The organism is Yoonia sp. SDW83-1 (assembly GCF_046762885.1).
In the GTDB taxonomy this organism is placed as follows: domain Bacteria; phylum Pseudomonadota; class Alphaproteobacteria; order Rhodobacterales; family Rhodobacteraceae; genus Yoonia.
This window is the reverse complement of sequence record NZ_JBKQXO010000001.1, coordinates 52,682-75,398: the sequence shown is the minus strand read 5'-3', so window position 1 is coordinate 75,398 and position 22,717 is coordinate 52,682. Positions and strand designations below refer to the sequence as shown.

Here is a 22,717-nt window from a genome sequence, read left to right as displayed (position 1 = left end):
CCGGTGCTGCCTGTTCATAGCCCCCACCCATGCGGGCGGCACCGGGGCAAATCCCCAACATTGTGATTGCACGCGCGGCCCATTGGCCTAACTTCAGGCCAATTCAAAAGGGGACCCTCCATGCGCGACTTCCATAAACCCGGCCGCTCAGCCGTCTACGCCACCAATGGTATCTGTGCCACATCGCACCCGCTCGCGGCCAAAGTGGCCGTGCAAATGCTCGAAGCTGGCGGAAATGCGGTGGATGCGGCCATCGCCGGGGCGGTCCTGCTCGGGATCTGCGAACCGCAAATGACCGGGATCGGCGGCGACTGTTTCGTTCTCTTCACGCCCCCCGGCTCGGATGAGGTCAAGGCACTCAACGGCTCCGGCCGCGCGCCCGCCGCTATCGACGCCGAAGCGCTGCGCGCCAAGGGTGACGTCATCGCCCCTTACTCCGCCGACGCGGTCAGCATCCCCGGCGCCATTGACGCCTTCTGCCGCCTGTCCAAGGATTGGGGCAAGATCGGGCTCAAGGCCACACTCGCGCCGGCCATCCACTATGCCGAAGCCGGTGTGCCCGTCGCCGAACGGGTCGCCTTCGACTGGGCGCAATCCACCGACAACCTCTCTGGCCACGCCCGCGATCTGTTCCTGATGAATGGGCAGGCCCCCCGCCCGGGGCAAATCTTCCGCGCCCCCGGTCAGGCCAAGGTCCTGCGTGAAATCGCCATGGAAGGGCGCGACGCGTTCTACGAAGGCGAGATTGCAGAGGATATGGTCAACTCCCTCCGCGCCCTCGGCGGCACTCATACGCTGGACGACTTTGCCAACACCGCCTGCGACTACACCGACCCGATCACGGGCGGCTATGGCGGCCTAGACCTCTACGAGCATCCGCCAAACGGGCAGGGGGCCACCGCCATCCTGCTGCTGAACATCCTCAAGCATTTCGACATCGCAGGGATGGACCCATGGGGGTCCGAACGGGCCCATATCGAGGCTGAGGCGACCAAACTCGCCTACGACGCCCGCAACCGTTTCGTGGCCGATCCGGCGCATATGACGAAACTCGACCACATGACGTCCCCCGAAACGGCCGAAAAGCTCGCCGCCCTGATCAATCCGAAACAGGCGATGCCGGGCAACGTGCCGGGGGTAGAGGCGGTCCACAAGGACACGATCTACATCACCGTGGTCGACAAGGACCGGATGTGCGTCTCGCTCATCTACTCGGTCTTCCATTCCTTCGGCGCTGGCATCGCGTCCGACAAATTCGGCATCCTGTTCCAGAACCGCGGTGCGGGCTTCACGCTCGAACAAGGGCACGCGAACGAGGTTGGACCCGGCAAACGCCCCATGCACACGATCATCCCCGCGATGCTGAAAAAGAACGGCAAGGTCCACATGCCCTTCGGCGTGATGGGCGGGCAATACCAGTCAGCCGGACACGGCCGCTTCGTCACCAATGTGACCGATTTCGGGTTGTCACCCCAAGCCGCCATCGACGCCCCCCGCAGCTTCGCCGAAGGAGACGTGCTGAACGTCGAAACCAGCTACAGCGAAGCGGTGCGCGCAGAACTGGTAGAGCGCGGACACACGGTCCAGACCCCCGCCACAGCCATCGGCGGCGCGCAAGCCATCATGATACACGATGACGGCGTACTGGAAGCAGGCAGCGATCCGCGCAAGGACGGGTGCGCGGTGGGCTATTAGCGAAACAAGCGAGTCTGCGAAAGGACGGGTATCCGGTTTTCCGTTTGGCGGGCCGAGCAATGCCTGTTCGTCCGCTTCGAGCCCATTGCGTAAGTGCCAAAATTTTGCTGCGTGCGCTCACCGCGCAGGAACTTGCCGCGCTGTAGCGAAAACGCTGCTGCCTCGCAGAGGCAAAAGCAGCCATTCAGGCAGTATGCAGCAAATCTGGAACCACCAATTGGCACACTGCGGGACAGAGTGGGCTTCTGCAGATTGACTATTGTCAATCTTGCCATGACGAATTTGCGCATTCTCATCACACAAGGTGCCTTGGTGCGAAACCTCGCAGGAGAGTTCATTTTTTATGGCAGTCACTTCAGCATGCAAAGTCTGTCTACAATCCATTGGTTTTCTGCTGTTGAGCGGCCTGTTGGTTGCTGATCAGGTTCTCGCTGAAGAACATCGCCTTTATACAAACGCGGAAAAAAATCTGTATTTGCAACCACACCACGTTGGGCGCACCCAAATTGCTGGCATCATCTTTGCTGCGACAGAAGTGACCCTGCTGGAAGAAACTCAAGACGCGCTGCACGTCCGTTTGACCGGCTGGCGGGAACAGGGTGCGGATCGCGCCATCTATGAACAAATGGGCCAACGTATTCTGGCGGCTAGCCTCAGGGTTGGTGCGCAAGAGCGAACGATCCTGGGCGATCCGGTTGTTGATCCTGAAACCGATCTGATCTGGCACCCTATCAGCCTCGATGTGTGGGTCAGCCCTGATCGGCTGACCCCTGATCCAAATCTGCTTTGGGACCAAGGGGTGACGATGTTTCAAACGGCCTGCGCAAATTGCCACAGTTCGATGCGTCCCAATGATTACCTGTCGAACCAGTGGATCGGGCTGATGAAATCCATGGAACGCTACATCACGCTCGACAAACCCGACTATCGGTTCTTGCAAAAGTACCTGCAACTGCATGCCAGTGACATGGATCCTCCGCTCTCAGTGGAGAACGCCCATGCAGATTAAACAGGACACATCGGCATCGCGCATTGTGGTCTATCGGCTGCTATCGGACCTGTTTGCGCAACCTGCAACCGCTGCAAAGATCAGCCAACTGGCGGCGGTGTCAGTGCAAGAGGATTTGAACGACGACCCCTGTATCGGCCCGCTGCTGGCCCGCTTTCAGGTGTTTGACAAAGACCCCACCCTTTCGGAAAGCGACCTCGCTGGGGCCTATGCCTTCCTCTTTCTGGGTGCCGGGGGGCCGCAGAGCGTGCCGTCATCCCAAAGCTCTTTTGTTGATCCCCGTGGGCGTGTTTGTCAGGCGCCGACGGCGGCCATGGCGCAGCACCTCAAAGACCTGAACATGCATGTCGCGGGCACCTATCGTGAACCTGCCGATCACATCGCGGTCATTCTTGCTGTGGCGGCGCAGCTGATTGCTTCGGGTAGGCCAACGGCCCAGCAAATTGAATTTCTGGAGGATCATCTGGCCGCATGGCTGCCGGAATTTGGCACGGCCTGCGCCCGCAGCGATCAGCATGGTTTCTACACCCTGCTTGCGCGCACTGCCGAAGATTTCGTTGCAGAGGATTTGAAATGGCTCCGGACCCGTCCGGTCCGGGTCAAGGAGGAAGAAGAAAATGTCTGACCAATCACCACATCGGGGACTGACCCGCAGGGGCTTTCTGGAAACCACATCGCTGACGGGTGCCGCCGCTGTACTGGGGCCATCTGTGCTGGGCGCTGGCATGGCACAGGCCGCGCAAAACGGCGAGGTGCTGACTGGATCACATTGGGGTGCGTTTCATGCCACCGTGACGGACGGCAGGTGGACCGCCGTGCGGGGCTGGGAAGAAGATCGCTTTCCCACCAAGATGCTGGAAGGTGTGATGGACAGCGTCTATTCCCCGACGCGGATCAAATACCCCATGGTGCGCCGCGCCTATCTGGAAGGCGGCCCGGGGACAGCATCAGACACGCGTGGCCGCGATGATTTCGTCCGCGTTAGTTGGGATCAGGCCCTGCAGCTTGTCGCGGATGAGGTCGCACGGGTGCAGGAAGAGAGCGGTCCAAAGGGCATCTTTGGTGGCTCCTACGGTTGGAAAAGCCCCGGCAAGTTCAACAACGCGCGCAACCTGTTGCGGCGGTTCCTGAATGGCACAGGCGGATTTGTCAGCCATGTAGGGGATTATTCAACGGGGGCGTCTCAGGTCATTATGCGGCATGTGCTGGGCACAATCGAAGTCTATGAACAGCAAACAGCATGGCCTGTTGTGGTCGAGAATACGGACCTGATGGTTTTATGGGGCGCCAACCCGGTTGTGACCAACAAGATTGGCTGGGTCGTGCCCGATCACGGTGCCTATGAGGGGATGGAGGACTTCAAGGCCGCCGGCAAACGCGTGATCTGCATTGATCCGATCCGCAGCGACACAGCCGCGTATATGAACGCCGAGTGGATCGCGCCCAAGCCGCAGACGGATGTCACCATGATGATGGGCATCGCACATACGCTGCTTGAGGAAGGCCTACATGATCAGGCGTTCATGGATACCTACACAACCGGATTTGATCAGTTCCTGCCTTATCTGACGGGCGAAAGCGACGGCCAACCCAAGGACGCAGATTGGGCCGCCGGTGTCTGTGGGGTAGAGGCTGATGTCATCCGCCAGTTGGCCCGCGACTTCGCGGCCAATCGCACGATGCTGGCCAGTGGCTGGTCGATGCAGCGGATGCACCACGGTGAACAGGCCCATTGGATGCTTGTGACATTGGCAGCTATGCTGGGGCAGATCGGTTTGCCCGGTGGGGGCTTTGGGCTCAGCTATCATTACTCCAGTGGTGGGTCGCCTTCGGCCAAAGGGCCAAGGCCATCGGGGATGAACGCAGGGTCCGTACAGCTTACGCGTACAGACACGCAGCCCGATGCATCAGACCGTATTCCGGTGGCACGGATCACCGATATGCTGGAAAATCCCGGTGGTGCCTTCGACTTCAATGGTGAAGCAGGCATCTACCCCAATATCAATCTGGTCTATTGGGTCGGCGGCAACCCCTTTGCCCACCACCAGGACCAGAACCGCCTGCTGCGCGCGCTGCAGAAAGTCGATACCTTCATCGTGCAGGATTTCCAATGGACCCCAACGGCACGGCACGCCGACATCGTCCTGCCCGCCACCAGCGCGTTTGAACGCAATGACATCGAAATGTACGGCGACTATTCGCAAAAAGGCGTTCTTGCGATGAAAAAAGTGATCGAGCCGATGTACGAGGCGCGATCCGACTTTGATATCTTCGCCGGCCTGTCCGGCCGCTTTGGCACCCGCGCGTATTTCGACGAAGGCAAGGACGAGATGACGTGGATCAGGCAGTTCTACGAGACGACCTTTGATCAGCAGGAGGCGACAGGCATCACAATGCCGGACTTCGATACGTTCTGGGATCAAGGCTATGTTATGTATCCGGTAACCGATGAAGGACGCAGCTTTGTCCGCTATGCGGCGTTCCGCGACGATCCGGTGCTGGAGCCCTTGGGCACACCGTCCGGCCTGATCGAGATCTATTCGCGTAATATCGAAAAGATGGGCTATGACGATTGCCCGCCGCACCCCACATGGATGGAACCGATTGAGCGGCTCGATGGCCCGGATGCCAAATATCCGTTGCATGTGTCCAGCCAGCACTCCATCGGGCGGTTGCATTCGCAGCTTTGCGGCACGTCATTCCGCGAAACCTATGCAGTTGCGGGGCGTGAACCGTGCCTGATCAACACTGCAGATGCTGCGGCGCGCGGTATTGCGGACGGCGACGTTGTCCGGGTCTACAATGATCGCGGGGCACTGTTGGCCGGCGCAGTCGTGACCGACGATATCCGGCGCGGTGTGCTGAAAGTCAGCGAAGGCGGTTGGTATAGCCCGGCTGAGCCGGGTACCCCCGGCACCGTTTGCGCCTATGGCAACGTGAACATCCTGACGCCTGATCTTGGGACGTCCAAACTGGCGCAGGGCAACTGCGGGCACACGGCCAACGCTGAGGTGGAAAAGTTCGTCGGCACCCCACCTGCGGTGACCGTGTTCGATACACCGCGCAACGGCTGAATGATGCTCAATCTGCCAGCTAAAAGCCACCTGCGTTTGCGCGGGCGGCTTAGTCATGTGGCAGGGTCTCAGTCAGCGACTGTCTTAGGGTACGGTGTATCCCCAACTGTGACAGCCCGCGCAGGCATCAACCGAGGCGCTATGCATGCGGTGACAGCTGGCACAGGGCAAATCACCCTTGTGGGAGGCATGGGGGTTGGGTTCGATTTCGGCCGTTGTTTCGGCAAGGCCCTGGCCCAGACCATGACAGACCGTGCAAGTCTCCGTCGCAACAGGTTGGGCTGGCGGGTTTTCCACATGACAGGCCATGCAGGGCAATCCGGCATGGGCATGGGTTGTTGCCAAAGTGTTGTCATCCGCCGCACCCGCAGATCCAATGCAAATCCACATTGTAGCGGCGACCAGCAAGGTCGCCGCGCACGTGCAGAGTGACTTGTTGCGGACCATGACTTATGCGTGCCGTGGCGGCTCGGCGGCTGCATTTGCGCCAGCAATCCGCCCGAACGCCAGACACTCACCAATGTTCGCGCCTCCTTGCGGGTATTGCACAAAGATCGACCCAAGTTCACCGGCACTGTAAAGCCGCTCAATCGGTGCGCCAAAGGTATCAAGGATCTGAGATTTGGCATTGCGGCGTGGTCCGCCAAAGGTGTTGTTCAAACCCGGCCACAAGGGAACGGCGTAATAAGGCGGCGTATCAAGTGGTGCGATCGTGTTTATCGGACGATCAAACGCCCTGTCACGACCCCGACCATGCCCAGCATTGAAGTCTCGAACTTCATCGGTGAGGGCATCAGGGGCTACGCCGATCTTGGCTGCGAGACCTTCCAGAGTGTCGCTGCTGGAAATCCAGCCACTTTCAACCTCGGCGCTGTTGTCGTCGCTCCAGTCGTACATACCGATGGGTCCCGCCGCGCCAAAGGCCGTCCACACAATCGGACCTGCCTGACGACGCTTTTCATCAAAGACGAACCATGTCGGGATGCGCGGCCACGTGTAGTTGACAGTGTCGTAAACCAAAGCGTTCCAATAGCCTGAATACCCGCCGAGCTTGGTTTCGGCATTGAAGCGCCTGCCGCTGCGATCGACGATCACATAGCTACCGGTCCCAAAGCTGGGTGCAAAGGCCGTTGGAAAGTCATCAAATTTGAATTTGAAGCCACCGCCAAGCACGGTCATGTGCCATAGGTCTGCACCCACATCCTGTGCCATGCGCAACCCGTCACCGGTATTGTCAGGGTTGCCGTAAAACACCATGGGATAAGAAGGCAAATAAGTGCGATGCGCAGCCTGATCGAATTCATACCCGCCAGTCGTCAAGACAACTGCACGCGCGGCACGAATAGATTTTTCGACACCGTCTTCCAGGACCCGCACGCCCACAATCGCCCCGGACGGATCAGCAATCAGCCGGTTTGCAGGGGTGTTCCAGCGCACCTCAATGCCGCGCTCTTGAACCAGACCATCAAGGAATGCAAAGAGGTCAACACCAACACCCGCTGTGCCATCCGGTTTTTTCATCTGGTAGGCTTTGATGGCGTCGTTGCCCGGCCAGTCTGAGTCCCGACCAGCGTTGGAAAACATCTCGAAACCCGTGGCACCCATCGCGGTCAACCAGTCGCGGTTCTTGACGCTTTCTTCGGCCCAGACCCGAATAGTATCGTCATCGATGTCCTTGGATTCCGGCATATCGACATTCACCAGTGATGCTACGCTCATATAAGCGAGCGTATCCTCGACCGTGTCGGGCGACAAAAAGACGCCAAGGCACATCTGCGTGTTTGATGTGTGAGCGTCTTCGGCTTGTTTTTCAATGACCATCACCCGGGCACCGGCGTCATGGGCGGTCACGGCTGTGACAGCTCCTGCCCCGCCATACCCGATGACCAGCACATCCGTTTCAGCATCCCAGCTTTCAGGCACTGGAAGTGGTGACGAGAGCGCGGGTGTTCCGGACGCTGCGACTACGGCTATGCCGACGCCTGCTCCTTTAATGACATCCCGGCGAGTGGTGCTTGATTGGGACTTTGTTTTTGCGTGATGTGTCATGATGGTCTCCTTCAATCTTGAGTGCGGGGCCTTGGCCTCATCAACACGAAACGCTGATCCAAAGGCGTCGTGCGAGGCCTTCGCTGCACGCAATTGCCTATCCTCGATTCATGATCGATCTGGCACACAACCCATTGAGCATTATCAATCATGCAGCACACTTGGCACTTAGACTGGTCAGCGAGGTCAACTCGCCATTTGGCGTGTCTGACGCGACGATTTCCACCGCTTAGCGAGTGATGTGCAGCAAGGAAGGCAAGCCAATGAAACAGACAAATCTTCGCAACTACGGCCAGTTGTTTTTGGCGTCATTGACACTGGCTTTGTCGGTGCATGCGGGCGTCGCACAGGCCTTGCCCCGGTTTGGTAGCGAATGCATTGCCTGCCACGAAACCAGCACTGGCCCCGCTCCCGCCACAAGCACTGCCATCGCGCCTACGCCGGTGCCCGAAGTACGCGTGCCCCCGCTTTGGGAGACAACGGAAGACGCTGTGACCGACGAAAATACGCAAATCCTGCCAAAACCATCGCCACAGGCACCCCAGACCCAGGTTGCGCAACCAGCAAGCACGCCGACTGCCCCCGCCGAAACCAGCCCAGTTGCGGCAACTCCGTTGCAACAGCCAGGGAACACAGGACGGAATGCGCATAGAGATCCATTGTCGTTCGGACTGACCGTTGGGTTCTTGTCCAGCACGGACATTGAGCAACATCGGTCTAACTCCATCTTTCACGGGTCAACCGAGGCCTCCTTCTTCCAACCCGGTGCAGAGGGTGGCGGGGAAAATGAAGACACCGATCCGGAGGCGGGAAACCGGCTGCATCTGGGGGCGCTCGCGAACTATCAGGTCGGGCTGGGCAACAGGTCTTCCCTCACCTTTGGCGCGCGCGTGTTCCGTGATGATTTCATCGATGAAGACTTCCATCGCCTGAACGCCCGCCTGAGCGTCGGATGGCGCCAAAGATATGACGGGCAGATGCTGCGACTGACAACCTATTTCCAGCAAACTACATTTGACGGCGATGCCGATGACCTCAACGATGACTTTGTAGCGCTTGGGTTTAAGGCGGACTACAACCGCGATCTGGCCAGTGGTGCGACATTGGTGGGTGCCCTGCACGTCCGTCAGCGCGACTATGACGGCGAAGACAACCCGCGCAAAGGCGAGTTCAGCTCGGCTCTTGGCTTGCGGCACATCGGGCCAGACCTGAGCAGCGAAGAGTATGGCGTCGCTTTCATGACCCGCAACAATGCCAGGCGGGAACGCAATCGCTATTACAGCCCCTCCGTCTATGCCTCGATGACGCGCCCGATCACCCCGACAACAACGCTTGGACTGTTTGGCGAGTTGGGCATCCGGTCTTACAAGGCAGATGATCCAACCGAGGGCGAAGCCCGGTCTGACAGTTTTGGCGAGCTTGGTTTTTCGCTTCAGGACAGCCGCCTGAACATCATGTCCGCATCGCCGCGTTTTTCATGTGCCTATAACCAAACCGTCTCAAACATTGAACGCTTTGATAGTGACGCGACATATTGCGCATTGGTGCTGGAAACTCGGTTCTAAGGCAGGCGCGGGCTGAGAAATGATTGGTATGCAGCGGCAACAGCAGTCGTTGAGGCATGCTTGAGCGATGTCAATCACGGCGCATTTCGCATTGCTAGAATTGCAAGATCACAACTGCGCCATTGTCGCGGCGAGTGAAGAATATTGTAATTGAGAGGATACGACATGACACATTCAAAATGGCTCGCCGCCTTGGGCGCAGGAACCATGGCGCTTTTGTGGGCTTGTGCCCCAGCGCCGGAACCTAGCATTGGCGTCATCTATGCTGAACCAACATTTGACAAATTCGGCAATCCGTCTTGCCGTCCGGGCGATGTACCCATCGGTGGGCCATATACCGCGGACTTGCCGCTATGCTCTGTAATTGGAGGTGCGCCTGTTGATGTGGTGGCCGATGTTGACACTGTGGATGATAGCAATGGTGTCGTGATCGTTGATCCAACTGATCCAAACGGGGGCAACCAGAACCAGAACCAGAACCAGAACCAGAACAACAATCAGAACCAGAACCAAAACAACAATCAAAACCAAGGTGGTGGCTGATATGCGCGCCCCTTTGCTATGATCAGCAAGCAAAGGTTGGCCCGCGCAACGTTGACGACAGCGCGCGGGCTGTTGGTGCTGATCACGCTGTTTTGGGGAGGGTTTGCGCTGCTTTCGGGAATTGATCCCGACCGGGGCCTTCCATGGTGGCAAAACCTTACGAACGCCGCCCCATGGGTCGCACTTGCTGGCGTGGTTTGGATTGCATTCAAATGGCCGCGCATTGGAGGCTGTTTGATCATCTTGCTTGGGGTGGCCTCGGTAATCTTCTTCAATGCATGGACCACACCCGTGGTCCTGTTTGGCATCGCACTTCCAATGTTACTTGCAGGGGGAATGCTGGTGCTTGGCGGTGTGCTTACTGTCAGATAGCCACGCCCTCGACTATTGAATGTCAGGATTGATTTTCGTCAATCCACGTCTCTCAATACAAATCACAATTAGTGAATATGTTGGGGCAACGATGCCCTCACCCGCGTAATTAAGCGCGAGTCGGAGGAGAAACGAAAGATGGCCATTCCAATTAATCCAAGCGAAGTTCTGGACTTTGATCAACCGCTGAACACAGATCCTGATTATACAGCGGTGCATGTGTTCAGTACCGCTGATGTGACCGCGACATTTGATGGCGACAAACAAGGTGACGAGGGCGCAAATTACGTTGATTTCAGCGGTGCCAACGGGACTAGAGTCACCAAAGAAGGCGTCACACTTTACCCGATTGACAGCGAGTTCGGGTTTAACGTGACCGATTTTGTTGGTGCGGAAGAAAAAGTAATTGATGGCTTATATACCGAAGGCTGGGTCGGCGACCTGGTCGAAGGTGGCGAACAAATCGGTCTCGTGGTCTCGGACGCCCCGACAGACACGTTCAAGACCCCCGCTGTCCTTGGCACTTGGTTGACTGGATTGGGCGACAACAAGGTCAAAGCTTCGACCGAGCACTACGTGACAATGCAGAACATCCTGTCCGATCAGATGTTTCCCGGCGATCCAGATGCGGAATATCAGCTGGACGATGATCTGATCCTGCTTAGCCAGAATGAATTGTACGATGGACAGTATGTGTCGGACCTGTTGAATAATGTCAGAATAGACGCCGATGGCATGGAAGTCGCACTTGCGGTGGAGGACCAGGTCACGGACGCCAACCAAGATGGCGTTATAGACCTTAAGGATCTGCTGAACCCCAACGAATCCACGATTGAATACGACATCGCCTATGGTGACGACTACTCGGTCACGATGAAGGATGACGGCAAGCTGCTTTATCGTTGGGGCAATGCGGTCAAACGGCCCAATGACGTGCGTCTAGATGTGGAACTGCCGCTTCCGGATGAATGGGAAGAGGTTGATAACTTCAGCTCGCTGAAGCCACTCTTCAGGATCATGGCGGCGGAACTGGTGATCCACCACACGATTACCAACAACCCCAATGATCAGGTCCGCCCCGAGGATTTCGAAAACGAATCCGCGATTGGTAAGTTGCCCACCTATGAGGAAGAGATCATCGGTGATCGGATCATCTGGCGTACCACCGATGATTACTATGCCGGGAACGGTGATCTCTACGAGGCTGGCACAATCCTGCGCGACACAGCACTGGTTGATGCGGTTGCCGGCTCCACCATTGTTGAGATCGGTGCGGCCTCCGAAGACCTAGAGATGGGCTTTACCAATGCATGGTACACCACCATGGACCGCGAACCGTTCGAGCCTGTGTTGAACGCCGATGGCACAGAATACATCACTGGTCCGCGCTGGCGCTTGCTGCCTGACAAGTACGGCCAGGATCTGCCCGGTGTCGTGATCCCGATCGACCCAAGCGATCCGTTGCCGGTCACCAAAGACGAGGAAAAGTACGAGGTTGGGGCCGAAACCCAAACCGTTCTGAACCTGCTGGATTGGGCCACCCCGATTTCACCGCTTGAGATCAGCGCAGGCTGGCAGAACAACGCCGGCCAAGTGTCGGTCAATGGCGTCAATATGACCAACGATCTGAACGTGGCCTTCTATATCAAAGGTGATGTGAAACCAGCGACGATCTATAGCACCGAAATTTTGCTGGACTATGAAGAGGTCGATCAGTTCGACTTTGGCACATCCATTGCTGGCACGGCTGAATCTGACTTCCTTGTCGGGATTGGCGAAAACACCTTCACAGGTGGCGGCGGTGATGACCTGTTCGTGCTGTCCTACGGTACCAGCGTCAGCGATGTTGTCACAGCAAGCGTGATCACCGATTTTGAGGTCGGCAGCGACAAGCTTAGCCTCATCGGCTTTGACGCTTTGGCCGGGTTCAATGTCGATTTGCTCGAAGATCGCCAGTTGATCCAGCAAGGCGTCTCGGGCGATGATCTGACGATCTCAGTCGCCGATGGCACTGGCTTCTCGCTTGTGGCCACGCTGGAAGGGACTGCCGCTGAACTGGGTATCCTTGACGGCACCGTTGATCCAGGCGAGGGCCTGTCCCTTCTGGACAGCTTCCTGATTACAAACCCCGGCGATGGCACAGCCGGTGCACCAGATCAAAACATCATTATCGGGACTGAAATGGCCGATAGTCTGACTGGCACCCTAGGGGTCGATCTGATCTCGGGTCTTGGTGGGAACGACTACCTTTACGGCCTGGCGGGCGATGACGTGCTTGACGGTGGCGCTGGCATCGACCGGCTTTATGGCGGTGCGGGTGCAGACGATTTTGTCTTTGCCACAGGGACCGGGTTGGACATCGTCTATGATTATATGGACGGCACAGACCAGATCCAGTTGGATGGTTTGACCTTCGCTGATCTGACAATCTCTGACTACCGGGGCACCGGTGCGGTCATCCAATCCGGCATGGACCGGATGATCCTGCGAAATGTCGACTTCACTGAAATCACTGAAAGCGACTTCATCCCCGATGATGCGCTGTTGCTGGTGTAGTGGCCGGACCACTTTTCTCGAAAGGAATTGAAAATGAACAGAGTTAATATGTTGGCTGCGTTTGCAGCATCATCGGTCTTGTTGGCGGGATGCAGCAACGACGACGGAGGCGGATCGACGACGCCTGACTATACCTCTTTTGCCGAAATCGAACCCGATGCGGCTGCAATGCAGAGCAGCTACACGGACAGCAATGGCGCGCTCTTGATGGGGATCACCCCCGCCACAGCAATGGACATTCCCGACAGTGGCTCGGCAACCTATAACGGCTTCATTGGCGGTGAGATCGGCGGCAGTGATCTGATCGGGCAACTGACAATCAATGCAGCCTTTGCAGCTGGGGATGGTAGTATCACTAGTTCAGCAACCGGTTTCTTCCATGAAACCGACGGTGCCTACACCGGCACTTTAACAGGGACTGGCATTCTGGTGCAGGACCCGCCGATGGGGGTATCGCAAGTGCAGACCGATATTGACGGTACTTTGTCCAACGGCGGCACCGACTATGTAACGGCCATTGCATTGGAAGGCAGCATTATTGCGAATGGCGCTGACCCAATTGGCGCAATTGCCGGTACTGCAGACGGCAACGTTGGTGGCAATTTCCTGGATGACGGTGTCTTTTCCGCTGAGCGGTAGCGCGCAACTTGTCCAAAATCGAAACGCCGCCGCTGAAACAGCGGCGGCTGGCCGTGCAAAGATCAAGCGCGATGATCACAACCGCTGCGAACATCCTCGAGACTAAACCGCGCCGGTTTTGCCGGAGACTATGTCGATGTCGTCGTGTTTGACGTCAGCGAAAACCTGCATTTTTATCGCGATCCGATGAAGCGGTCTTTGGAGCAGGTGCAGTGAATTGGTGTTTGCCCGGCGTTCCGATTGTTGGAACAGACCGCAGCGAAAATCCAGTCAGAGTTTGCCCAGGTTTATGCATTTGAACGGCCGGTTTGGTGAAATGTGCAGCACTGCCAAATAAGCGATGCCGCAAAAGCGAACGTTTGCTGCGTCAGCAATGGCTGCGCCTGCAAAAAGCCGGTTTGTCCGCGAAGCGGCCATTATCTTTACATAGAGGGGGTGCCCGTAGGCACTAACTCACCCCGCCCTGAGCGACCTCAAAAACAACCCGATCCCACCAACCAGCAGCACCAGAATAACAATCAGATCAAACGCGCTCATCCGTGCCAGTTGCAGTTCCATATTGGCGATCACACCAAAGACAAGGGCGACCATGGATCCGCCCGCCAGCAGCCAGCCGATCCAGTTCTTCGAGTTGTAGAAAATCATCCCCACCCCGAACATGAACGGGATCAGGATCATGCCGCTGGTGATGGGGATACCGCCCAGCCTGAATGCCACCGCCCCCAGCCCGAAATTCGGGCGGACCACGATACTGTTCAGCAACAGATATCCGCCGCCGATCATCATGATGATCCCGATCAGGAAACTGCCTGTTCCGCCCTCGGTCCCGCCTGCGCCTCTGGCCATTCTTTGCTCCGTCTTTTTGCTCGTAGCGTGGGTATAACCCACGCGCCTCAAACCTTAATATCACGGTAACAATCGCACCGCACGCATCATTCATCACGGGGTTTTGCGGGCAGGGGTCCGACGCTTTGCCGACGCTTGTCCGACGCAAATCCGACCGGCCATTTTGACCAAAACCCCAGCGTTAACACATGATTCGCGGATTTCGCCTGCGCAACGTTCGGTGCCCTTGTTGCATTGGCCACCGAACGTTGCGCGGGCTACAGCGGCATATGCCGGTTCACATCCTTGTAGAGCAGGTATCTGAAAGGCCCCGGCCCGCCCGCATAACAGGCCTGCGGGCAGAACGCGCGCAGCCACATGAAATCGCCTGCCTCGACCTCCACCCAATCCTGATTGAGCCGATAAACCGCTTTGCCTTCAAGCACATAAAGCCCGTGTTCCATCACATGCGTCTCGGCAAATGGGATCACCGCGCCGGGTTCAAACGTGACGATATTCACATGCATATCGTGGCGCATATCAGCAGGGTCCACAAACCGGGTCGTGGCCCATTTTCCTTCCGTCCCCGGCATCGCCACGGTGGTCGCACTGTCGGCATCGGTGACAAAGGCCTCCGGCATCTCGATCCCGCTAACCTCCTGATATCGCTTCCTGATCCAGTGAAACCGGGCAGGCGCATCACGATCATTCCGCAACTGCCAATCGCAAGCGGGCGGCAAGAAAGCATAGCCACCAACGGCCAACTGATGCACCACACCGTCAACGGTCAGCGCCACCTCACCCTCCACCACGAACAACACCGCCTCGGCGGTCGGATCGGTCTCAGGCCGCTTGCTACCGCCACCGGGCGAAACCTCCACAACGTATTGGCTGAATGTCTCGGCAAAGCCTGACAGCGGGCGGGCCAAAACCCAGGCGCGGCTCGCATCCCAGAACGGCAGGTTGCTGGTCACGATATCGGTCATCGTACCTTTGGGAATGACCGCGTAAGCCGTTGTAAACATGGCGCGATCCGTCAAAAGTTGCGTTTGCGGCGGCAGCCCGCCCTTGGGCGCATAGTAGGTCGGATTGGTCATGAAAACTCCTCTGGGACTTGGTGCATTAGACCGCAGCGGGTCTCCCCTGCAAAGATGCAGCGCGCGAATAGGACCCTCCGGCTTTCTTTGACAATTCAGACCCTTGGTGCTGTGGCAAAGGGCAGGTGCCCGGTCTTGATCCAGAAGGCAGCGCCGTCATCGCGCGCCGTCAGTCGGAGCGGTGCAGCCTCGGGCAGGCGCAACCATGAACCGGCGCGCAGCCTGTCGCCATCTTCCAGCATGTCGCCGCTCAACATCAGGATTTCTGCACCGCCCTGCGGGGTCTCGGCCAGCGTGCTGCCAGCCGCCATCCTGACGAACCGCACAACCTCGCGCGTATCTTTATGCAGTGTTTTCAGCATGATACCGTCTGGTCCCGGCTCTAGCCCACTCTCCATGTCGATGCGAAATTGGGTCCGGTCGTCTGGGTCAAACTGCCAGAGTTTCACGAAAATCGTGCAGCCATTTGCCGCGCCGGGCGTGTGCGATGTGGTCGGTGGATTGCGCACATAAGTCCCCGCCGGATAGTCGCCATGTTCGTCCTGAAAAACGCCGTCGAGCACGATGAATTCTTCTCCACCGTCATGGGTATGTGCCGAAAATTTGCTGCCTGGCGTGTAGCGCACGATAGATGTGGCGCGCGCGACCTCCTCCCCGATACGGTCCAGCATCCGCCGGTCGACGCCGGGCATGGGCGAGGGTTTCCACGGGATATCGTTGGAATGGATCAGTATGCGCTTGGTGAAATCTGCGTTCAATTCCATAGGCTTATCCTATAGCGGGGCGAGCGTGACACCCGCCTGTTCCAAATGCTGCCGGATACCACGCGCCATCGCCACAGCATCCGGCGTGTCGCCGTGCAGGCAGATGGTGTCAATGCGGCAGGGGATGTGCTTGCCGCTTTCGGCAATAATCGCATCCGCCTCCAGCATCCGCAGGATGCGCACTGCCGCTGCCTCGGCATCATGCAGCACAGCCCCCGGCTTGCTGCGATCCACCAGCGTGGCGTCATCCTCATAGGCGCGGTCAGCGAAAATCTCACCGGCCCAGTTGCAACCCAGATCGCGCGCTGCCGTCTCCTGGGCCGTGGCCGCCAGAACCATGATCACGATGTCAGGATCAACAGCCAACGCGGCCTCGTAACAAACCCGCGCCAGCCCGGCATCCTCGGACGCCATGTTCGCCAGCGCACCGTGCAGTTTCAGGTGGCGCACCTGCCCACCGGCCCGCTGCGCCATCGCCTGCGCGGCCCCCAGTTGATAGGCAACCGCATTGGCCAGTTCTTCCTGTCCCAGCGGCAACCGGCGGCGGCCAAACCCCTTCAGATCGGCAAAACCCGGATGCGCCCCGATCCCCACACCCTTGTCTAAGGCCAGCCCCATGGTCTGCGCCATCACATCCGGGTCACCCGCATGAAAGCCACAGGCGATATTGGCCGAGGTCACGATATCCAGCAGGGCCGCGTCATCGCCCATTTTCCACGGGCCGAACCCTTCGCCTATGTCGGAGTTCAGATCGACTTTGCGTGTCATCTCAGGGCCTTTCAAGGTCATCGCCACGGGTCGCCCCGCTGATCAACTGATAGCCAAGCAGATCAGCAATGTCATGCGGATCACGGATCAATGGCTGACGGTTCTGCTTCAGATCGCGCAACAGGGTGGCATCGGTTTGTGCTGTCGCGTCAGCCTCCTCAACCGTAAGCCATTGAAACTGCAGGGTCGCGCCCGGAATCGCCTGCGCCACCTTGGGCAAGTCGGCAGGGATCACAGTGCCAATCCGGGGATAGCCCCCAATGGTCTGGCACTCCGCCAGCAGCACGTAAGGCACCCCATCACCGGCCATTTGCACATCGCCTGGCAGCACCAGATCGGACACGATATTCGGCTGACCGTCCATCACAAAACCTGCCCCGTCATGGTCCAGCCTGACACCCTGCCTGTTGCCGCGTGGGCTGCGTTGAAAGGCGGTGCCGGCAAAGCGGTATCGCGTTTCGGACGCAAAGAAACCCGTCTGCGGGCCAGGCATCAACCGGATTACGCCGCCAGCCAGACGGTCCTGCGGCGTAATCCGGCACGGCCCCGCTAATGGGTCAGCGTCACGACCCAATGGCAGGCTGTCGTCGTCCCGCCGCCGCCCGCCAATACCTGCCGTCAGATGTGCGGCGCGGCTGTCCATCACGGGGTTGGTCTGAATGCCACCGGCAAAGGCCAGATAACCGAACACGCCCCGCCGAGCACCACCGACGGTCAGCCGCTGACCGGCCCGCAGCAAATGGGTCGTATTGGGCGCAACAGGCGCGCCGTCCATACTGGCCTGCATGTCGGCCCCGGTCAGCGCAAACCGCGTGTCGTGGCTTGTACTGAAAACACCACCAAACCCCATCATCTCCAGCAGCGCATTTGTGGGATCGCTGCCCAGCAGGGCAGCCGCTTCGAACAACGCGAGCCGATCCGCTGCACCGCCGCGTGGCAATCCCCGCGCCGTCCAGCCGGGCCGGCCAAGGTCCTGAACCGTCACGCCGGGACCGACGCTGTGAACCTGCAACGTGGGCATCAGCGCAGAACCTCGCATCTGGCACCGCCATTCCCGTCGCCCTGACGCAAGGCGCTGAATTCACTGTCAGAAACATGGCAAAATCGCACCGCATCGCCAGGGGCAAAGGCGAATGGCTCCGCTGCATCAGGGCGATAAACCTCGAACGCGGTCTGCCCAATACGTCGCCAGCCCGTGGGAGCATCTGCGGCCCATATGATCAACTGGCGCACCGCCGCGATCAGCGCGCCGCGCGGCAGGGTTTCGGTCAGGCTGCCTTGGCGCGGGATGTCCCAATGGGGCGGTAGCATGCCCAGATAAGGCTGGCCCGGCGCAAACCCGATGGCGATGACACGCAAATCCTGCCCGGTGATCTCGGCAATGGCCTGATCCTCGGTAACACCGGCCAGTGCGGCGGCTTCGGCCAGTTGGGGTGCGTAGTCAGCGCCGAACGCAACAGGGATGTGCCAGATCCGTTTCGGACGCAGGGCCCGCACAGACAGGTCCTTGGCAATATCCCGCAGGCGGTCCAGCAAAGCTGCGCGGCCTGTCACAGTCGGATCAAACGCGACGCGAACCGAAGTGAGTGAGGACGCGATCTCGCCCACGCCCGGCAGGTTGGCTGCGACCACCGCATCGCGAAAGGTCAGCGCCTGCGCATTCGCTTCTTCCGTCAAAACCCTGGCAAAGCGGACAAGAATACCGTCAATCCCCAGTGGGCAGAATTCGGGGGTGTCAGTCGTCATCCGACAGGCTTGATCATGGTGTCATCGACCGGGCCACCGGCCTTGACCCAGTCGGTAAAGCCATCCGCCAGATGGGCGGCGGCAAAACCCATATCGTACAGCGTCGCCACCGTCAGGGCCGATCGCCAGCCAGATGCGCAGTGAAAGACGAACCGTTTATCCTGCCCGAAAATCTCTTTGAAATAAGGGCTTTCGGGGTCCACCCAAAACTCTGCCATCCCACGCGGACAGTGAAAACTACCCGGTATGGCCCCGCTGCGCTGCCGTTCCCGCACATCGCGCAGATCGACGAAAAGCACGTCAGGATCATTCAACATCGCAATCGCGTCCCGCGTTGTGACCTCATCAATCCGGGCGCGGGCAGCGGCGACCATATCGGCGGCAGAAAGTTTCAGCGGTGGCATCGGCATGGTTCCTGATCGGGGTGCGCCTGATTTTGAACATGAGCGTCACCCGATTGTCCAGATCAGCCGTGTGCGCTGGGCCTAATACCCGTTACGCTGGTTCAGCCGTTCAAGGTTCACAATTGTCGACAGCATCAGCCGGTCCTGTGACCAGTCGCCGGACCGTTGGATCGCAATAGCGGACAGCGCCACAGACAGCGCCAGCGGCACCAGCAGTGCAGGCACAACCCAACGTCGGGTGGGCCCGCCGCCGCCTTCGATCATTTGCAGGACGCGGTGGCGCAGGAATTGCGCATTGCGTCTACCCCTCGCCTGGACAAGGGCGACCGCAGGGATCGTCGCGTGGCTTTGCCGGTGAACGGCATTGGTGCAAACCCGCAGCAGGCAGTTGGCGTAGTCCTGTGCGCTCAGGCTCTTGCGTTGCATCACCTGTTGATCGCAGGCCAGTTCGCGCTGCCGTTCCACCTGCAGCTTCCAATAACGCATCGCGGGATTGAAGACGAAAAGCGGGCGCAGCAGTTCCAACATGGTTTCCCAGCTCAGATCGCCCTGACGCAAATGCTGGAACTCATGGGACAGCGCGATGCGCAGATCGGCGGGCGTGGCCAGCATTTCCGAAGGGATCACGACGTAGTGCTGACGCAGCCCTCGGGTTGAGAACGGGATGGAGGAGACATCGGTCAGCCGGATTTGCACCCGCCCGGACTGACGCCACAGGTAGCTTTGGGCGATGACACGCCGCACGCGGGTCAGGTTCACCAAAGTGCGCAACGCAGCAAACGTGATACCGGTCGTCAGGATTGCGGCAATCATCGTGCCGGTTGTCGTGCCGAGCGTCGTGACCTCAAGGATCAGCGTGTCGCGGCTGGCCAGCAGCGCCTCGAACGTTGTGGGGGCCATGGCAAAGCGGCCGTCGAGATATTCGGCCACGATCATATCGGACAGGTTCAGGTTCAGCGCCTGCGCCTGCGGCCACAACGCCAATGCTGCGAACGGGGCGACCCCAACAATGATCAATACGCCATAAAGCAGATTTAACTGCGCCCCGTGCGCGCGTTTCAGCGATGTGCGTCGGATGATCAGCTGTGCTGCGGCCCATATCACGGCCCCGAGTGCCAGAATGATATTGGCGTCGATATAGGCGTTCAGAAGGGCTTCAAGTGAAATCATCGTCTAACCTCCGCTGGAGTAGCGCCTGTATTTCCTTGAGGGCCTCCTCAGAGATGCCATCGTCATCGACCAGACGGGCGACCATGGACGCAGGTGTGCCATCAAACAGCTTGTTCGACAGATCACGCAGCGTTTTGGCCTGATAGGCATCTTTTTCCAACACGGGTGAATAGATGAATGTCTTGCCCTGCTTTTCGCTGGTCACAAAACCCTTTTGCTCCATGATCCGCAGGATCGTCGCGGCAGATGTATAGGCAAGGTTGCGATCAGGGTTCAGCCGGGCCAGCATATCGCGCACGCTGCCCTGTCCCATCGCCCAAAGCTCTGTCATGAACTCCAGTTCGACTTCCGTCAAAAACTCGTTACGCTTTCTCTGCCGCATCTATTGTCCCGTCACGTGTTGGTCTGCTCGTCCCCCCACGGGGGCAGTAAATACGAAAGATGTCGCATCTCCAAGCATTTCACACTTTCCAAAAGCAGAAGATCAGCCAAGCCATGGCGAGGCCGAGTGGCACCCAAAGCGGCGTGCCGAAGATCCCAAGCCAAGCCAGAAAGATGTAAGCCGACCCAAGCAACCCCAGAAACAGCCGGTCACCGCGCGTCGTGGTCAGCCGCAGCACGCCCTTGCGTTCGCTTGTACCCGGCCAACGGATTTCGATGAAGGTGATCACCCCGATTGCCGCGAACAACGCGATGAAAAAGGCGGCGGTTTGCCACGTCCAGGCCATCCATGACAGCATCTCAGACCCTCCCCAGGGCAAAGCCCTTGGCAATGTAGTTGCGCACGAAATAGATCACGATCGCGCCTGGAATGATCGTGAGCGTCCCGGCGGCGGCCAGCAGGCCCAACTCATAGCCCGCGCTCGACGCGGTCTTGGTCATCTCGGCCGCAATCGGTTTGGCATCGACTGCCGTCAGGTTCTTGGCGAGCAGCAATTCAACCCACGAAAACATGAAACAGAAGAAGGCCGCGACCCCGACGCCAGCCTTGATCGCAGGCAGGAAGATCGTGATGAAAAACTGCGGAAAGGAATAGCCGTCGACGTAAGCTGTCTCGTCCAGTTCCTTCGGCACACCACTCATGAACCCTTCCAAAATCCAGACCGCCAGCGGGATGTTGAACAGGCAATGCGCCAGCGCCACCGCGATATGGGTGTCGAACAGGCCGACGGCTGAATAGAGCTGGAAGAACGGCAAGACAAAGACCGCGGCAGGGGCCATCCGGTTGGTCAGCAGCCAGAAAAACAGGGTCTTGTCGCCCAAGAACCGATAACGTGAAAAGGCATAAGCGGCGGGCAGGGCAACACAGATCGAAATCACGGTGTTTAGCGACACGTAGATGATCGAATTGACATAGGCCCAATACCAGGACGGATCTGTAAAGATGGTGATGTAGTTGTCCCAGGTGAATGTCTGCGGAAACAGCGAAAAGCCCGACAGAATCTCGTTCGTTGTCTTGAAGCTCATCGCGATCAGCCAATAGATCGGCAGCATCAGGAACAGGATATAGAGAATGGGGATCAGGCTGCGTTTTCTCATTTCCCGTCATCCTTCGTCATCAATGTGTAGAACAGCCACGATACCAACAGCGTGATCGCGAAATAGATCAGCGACATTGCCGCTGCAGGCCCAAGGTCGAACTGCCCCAGCGCGATCTTGACCAGATCAATCGACAGGAAGGTCGTGGAATTGCCGGGGCCGCCGCCGGTCATCACGAACACTTCGGTGTAGATGTTAAAGCTGTCCATGAACCGCAAAAGTATCGCGATGGTCAGCACCTGCTTCATCTTGGGCAACTGGATATAGCGGAACACAGACCAACTGGACGCGCCGTCGATCTTCGCCGCTTGATAGTAAGCGTCAGGGATCGAGACGAGGCCGGCATAACACAGCAGCACCACGAGTGAGGTCCAGTGCCAGACATCCATCGTGACGATGGTGACCCATGCCGCGAACGGGTCCTGGGTCATGTCGTAATCGATGCCCAGCGTAGTGTTCATCAGATAACCCAGCAGGCCGATATCGGGCAGGGTAAAGATGTTCCACATCGCCCCCACCACGTTCCACGGGATCAGCATCGGCAGGGCCATTAGCACCAGACAGACAGGCACCCAGATGCCTTTGCGCGGCATGGCGAGTGCGATGACGATGCCCAGCGGAATTTCGATCAGCAGGATGATAGTGGTAAACAGGATTTGGCGGCCGAGCGCGGCATGGAACCGTTCGGAATTCAGCAGGTCTTCAAACCAGCCGACGCCATGCCAGAAGAACACGTTATTGCCGAATGTTTCCTGCACCGAATAATTGACCACCGTCATCATCGGGATCAGCGCATTGAAGGCGACCAGCAAGAGGACCGGCAGGACGAAAAACCACGCATTTTGATTTTGTGTTTTCATGATGTCGTCTCCCGTAGGATGGGTGCTTGCACCCATGTTCCC

General features: G+C 58.4%; 23 protein-coding genes. 9 read left to right on the top strand and 14 right to left on the bottom strand.

The window, feature by feature from the left end; translation table 11 throughout:
- Positions 1–120: 120 nt before the first annotated feature.
- The 4 genes from ACFWW4_RS00335 (at position 121) to torA (ending at position 5,778) form a co-directional block, all read left to right on the top strand.
- Complete coding sequence (locus tag ACFWW4_RS00335) at positions 121–1,695, top strand: gamma-glutamyltransferase family protein (protein WP_411889037.1); 1,575 nt, start codon at positions 121–123, stop codon at positions 1,693–1,695.
- A 343-nt stretch (positions 1,696–2,038) separates the two neighbouring features.
- Positions 2,039–2,704 (top strand): hypothetical protein, encoded by a 666-nt coding sequence (locus ACFWW4_RS00330; RefSeq protein ID WP_411889036.1) that lies wholly within the window; start codon positions 2,039–2,041, stop codon positions 2,702–2,704.
- Positions 2,694–3,329, top strand: coding sequence for a molecular chaperone (locus ACFWW4_RS00325; RefSeq protein ID WP_411889035.1), 636 nt, complete (start codon positions 2,694–2,696; stop codon positions 3,327–3,329). The genes ACFWW4_RS00330 and ACFWW4_RS00325 overlap by 11 nt, the downstream gene beginning before the upstream one ends.
- Positions 3,322–5,778 carry a trimethylamine-N-oxide reductase TorA gene (torA, locus tag ACFWW4_RS00320; protein WP_411889034.1) on the top strand — a complete coding sequence of 819 codons (2,457 nt, stop codon included), beginning with the start codon at positions 3,322–3,324 and terminating at the stop codon, positions 5,776–5,778. The genes ACFWW4_RS00325 and torA overlap by 8 nt, the downstream gene beginning before the upstream one ends.
- Positions 5,779–5,862: 84 nt before the next feature.
- Here torA and ACFWW4_RS00315 read toward each other — a convergent pair whose 3' ends face one another.
- Both ACFWW4_RS00315 and ACFWW4_RS00310 read right to left on the bottom strand, forming a co-directional pair.
- Positions 5,863–6,168 (bottom strand): cytochrome c3 family protein, encoded by a 306-nt coding sequence (locus ACFWW4_RS00315; protein WP_411889397.1) that lies wholly within the window; start codon positions 6,166–6,168, stop codon positions 5,863–5,865.
- A gap of 60 nt (positions 6,169–6,228) precedes the next feature.
- Entirely contained in the window at positions 6,229–7,827 is a 1,599-nt protein-coding gene (locus ACFWW4_RS00310; RefSeq protein ID WP_411889033.1) for an FAD-dependent oxidoreductase, read from the bottom strand.
- Between the two features lie 263 nt (positions 7,828–8,090).
- Here ACFWW4_RS00310 and ACFWW4_RS00305 point away from each other — a divergent pair, with 263 nt between their 5' ends.
- The 5 genes from ACFWW4_RS00305 to ACFWW4_RS00285 all read left to right on the top strand — a co-directional run bounded on the left by ACFWW4_RS00305 (position 8,091) and on the right by ACFWW4_RS00285 (position 13,502).
- The gene (locus ACFWW4_RS00305; RefSeq protein ID WP_411889032.1) at positions 8,091–9,392 is read left to right on the top strand and encodes a hypothetical protein; all 1,302 of its coding nucleotides are present in this window, start codon (positions 8,091–8,093) and stop codon (positions 9,390–9,392) included.
- 165 nt (positions 9,393–9,557) lie between these two features.
- Positions 9,558–9,935, top strand: coding sequence for a hypothetical protein (locus ACFWW4_RS00300; RefSeq protein WP_393928183.1), 378 nt, complete (start codon positions 9,558–9,560; stop codon positions 9,933–9,935).
- Between the two features lie 72 nt (positions 9,936–10,007).
- Positions 10,008–10,307, top strand: coding sequence for a hypothetical protein (locus ACFWW4_RS00295; RefSeq protein WP_411889031.1), 300 nt, complete (start codon positions 10,008–10,010; stop codon positions 10,305–10,307).
- A gap of 138 nt (positions 10,308–10,445) precedes the next feature.
- Complete coding sequence (locus ACFWW4_RS00290) at positions 10,446–12,863, top strand: calcium-binding protein (RefSeq protein WP_411889030.1); 2,418 nt, start codon at positions 10,446–10,448, stop codon at positions 12,861–12,863.
- A 33-nt stretch (positions 12,864–12,896) separates the two neighbouring features.
- Complete coding sequence (locus ACFWW4_RS00285; RefSeq protein WP_411889029.1) at positions 12,897–13,502, top strand: hypothetical protein; 606 nt, start codon at positions 12,897–12,899, stop codon at positions 13,500–13,502.
- 453 nt (positions 13,503–13,955) lie between these two features.
- Here the strand turns inward: ACFWW4_RS00285 and ACFWW4_RS00280 are convergent, their stop codons facing one another.
- The 12 genes from ACFWW4_RS00280 to ACFWW4_RS00225 form a co-directional block, all read right to left on the bottom strand.
- The gene (locus ACFWW4_RS00280) at positions 13,956–14,348 is read right to left on the bottom strand and encodes a hypothetical protein (protein WP_393927524.1); all 393 of its coding nucleotides are present in this window, start codon (positions 14,346–14,348) and stop codon (positions 13,956–13,958) included.
- A 257-nt stretch (positions 14,349–14,605) separates the two neighbouring features.
- Positions 14,606–15,424, bottom strand: coding sequence for a bifunctional allantoicase/(S)-ureidoglycine aminohydrolase (locus tag ACFWW4_RS00275; RefSeq protein ID WP_411889028.1), 819 nt, complete (start codon positions 15,422–15,424; stop codon positions 14,606–14,608).
- Between the two features lie 95 nt (positions 15,425–15,519).
- Positions 15,520–16,188, bottom strand: coding sequence for a cupin domain-containing protein (locus tag ACFWW4_RS00270; RefSeq protein WP_411889027.1), 669 nt, complete (start codon positions 16,186–16,188; stop codon positions 15,520–15,522).
- A 9-nt stretch (positions 16,189–16,197) separates the two neighbouring features.
- On the bottom strand, positions 16,198–16,956 hold the full coding sequence (locus tag ACFWW4_RS00265) for a LamB/YcsF family protein (protein WP_411889026.1): 759 nt from the start codon (positions 16,954–16,956) through the stop codon (positions 16,198–16,200).
- 1 nt (position 16,957) lies between these two features.
- Complete coding sequence (locus ACFWW4_RS00260; protein WP_411889025.1) at positions 16,958–17,977, bottom strand: biotin-dependent carboxyltransferase family protein; 1,020 nt, start codon at positions 17,975–17,977, stop codon at positions 16,958–16,960.
- A complete protein-coding gene (locus ACFWW4_RS00255) occupies positions 17,977–18,702 on the bottom strand; it encodes a 5-oxoprolinase subunit B family protein (RefSeq protein WP_411889024.1) in 726 nt (241 codons plus the stop codon). The genes ACFWW4_RS00260 and ACFWW4_RS00255 overlap by 1 nt, the downstream gene beginning before the upstream one ends.
- The gene (locus ACFWW4_RS00250) at positions 18,699–19,106 is read right to left on the bottom strand and encodes a rhodanese-like domain-containing protein (RefSeq protein ID WP_411889023.1); all 408 of its coding nucleotides are present in this window, start codon (positions 19,104–19,106) and stop codon (positions 18,699–18,701) included. The genes ACFWW4_RS00255 and ACFWW4_RS00250 overlap by 4 nt, the downstream gene beginning before the upstream one ends.
- Positions 19,107–19,187: 81 nt before the next feature.
- Positions 19,188–20,276, bottom strand: a complete 1,089-nt coding sequence (locus ACFWW4_RS00245) for a M56 family metallopeptidase (RefSeq protein WP_411889022.1) — start codon at positions 20,274–20,276, stop codon at positions 19,188–19,190.
- Entirely contained in the window at positions 20,263–20,658 is a 396-nt protein-coding gene (locus tag ACFWW4_RS00240; protein ID WP_393927531.1) for a BlaI/MecI/CopY family transcriptional regulator, read from the bottom strand. The genes ACFWW4_RS00245 and ACFWW4_RS00240 overlap by 14 nt, the downstream gene beginning before the upstream one ends.
- Positions 20,659–20,737: 79 nt before the next feature.
- Positions 20,738–21,016 (bottom strand): DUF2160 domain-containing protein, encoded by a 279-nt coding sequence (locus tag ACFWW4_RS00235; protein ID WP_411889021.1) that lies wholly within the window; start codon positions 21,014–21,016, stop codon positions 20,738–20,740.
- 1 nt (position 21,017) lies between these two features.
- Positions 21,018–21,815 carry a carbohydrate ABC transporter permease gene (locus tag ACFWW4_RS00230; protein WP_411889020.1) on the bottom strand — a complete coding sequence of 266 codons (798 nt, stop codon included), beginning with the start codon at positions 21,813–21,815 and terminating at the stop codon, positions 21,018–21,020.
- On the bottom strand, positions 21,812–22,675 hold the full coding sequence (locus ACFWW4_RS00225; RefSeq protein WP_411889019.1) for a carbohydrate ABC transporter permease: 864 nt from the start codon (positions 22,673–22,675) through the stop codon (positions 21,812–21,814). The genes ACFWW4_RS00230 and ACFWW4_RS00225 overlap by 4 nt, the downstream gene beginning before the upstream one ends.
- Positions 22,676–22,717: the final 42 nt, after the last annotated feature.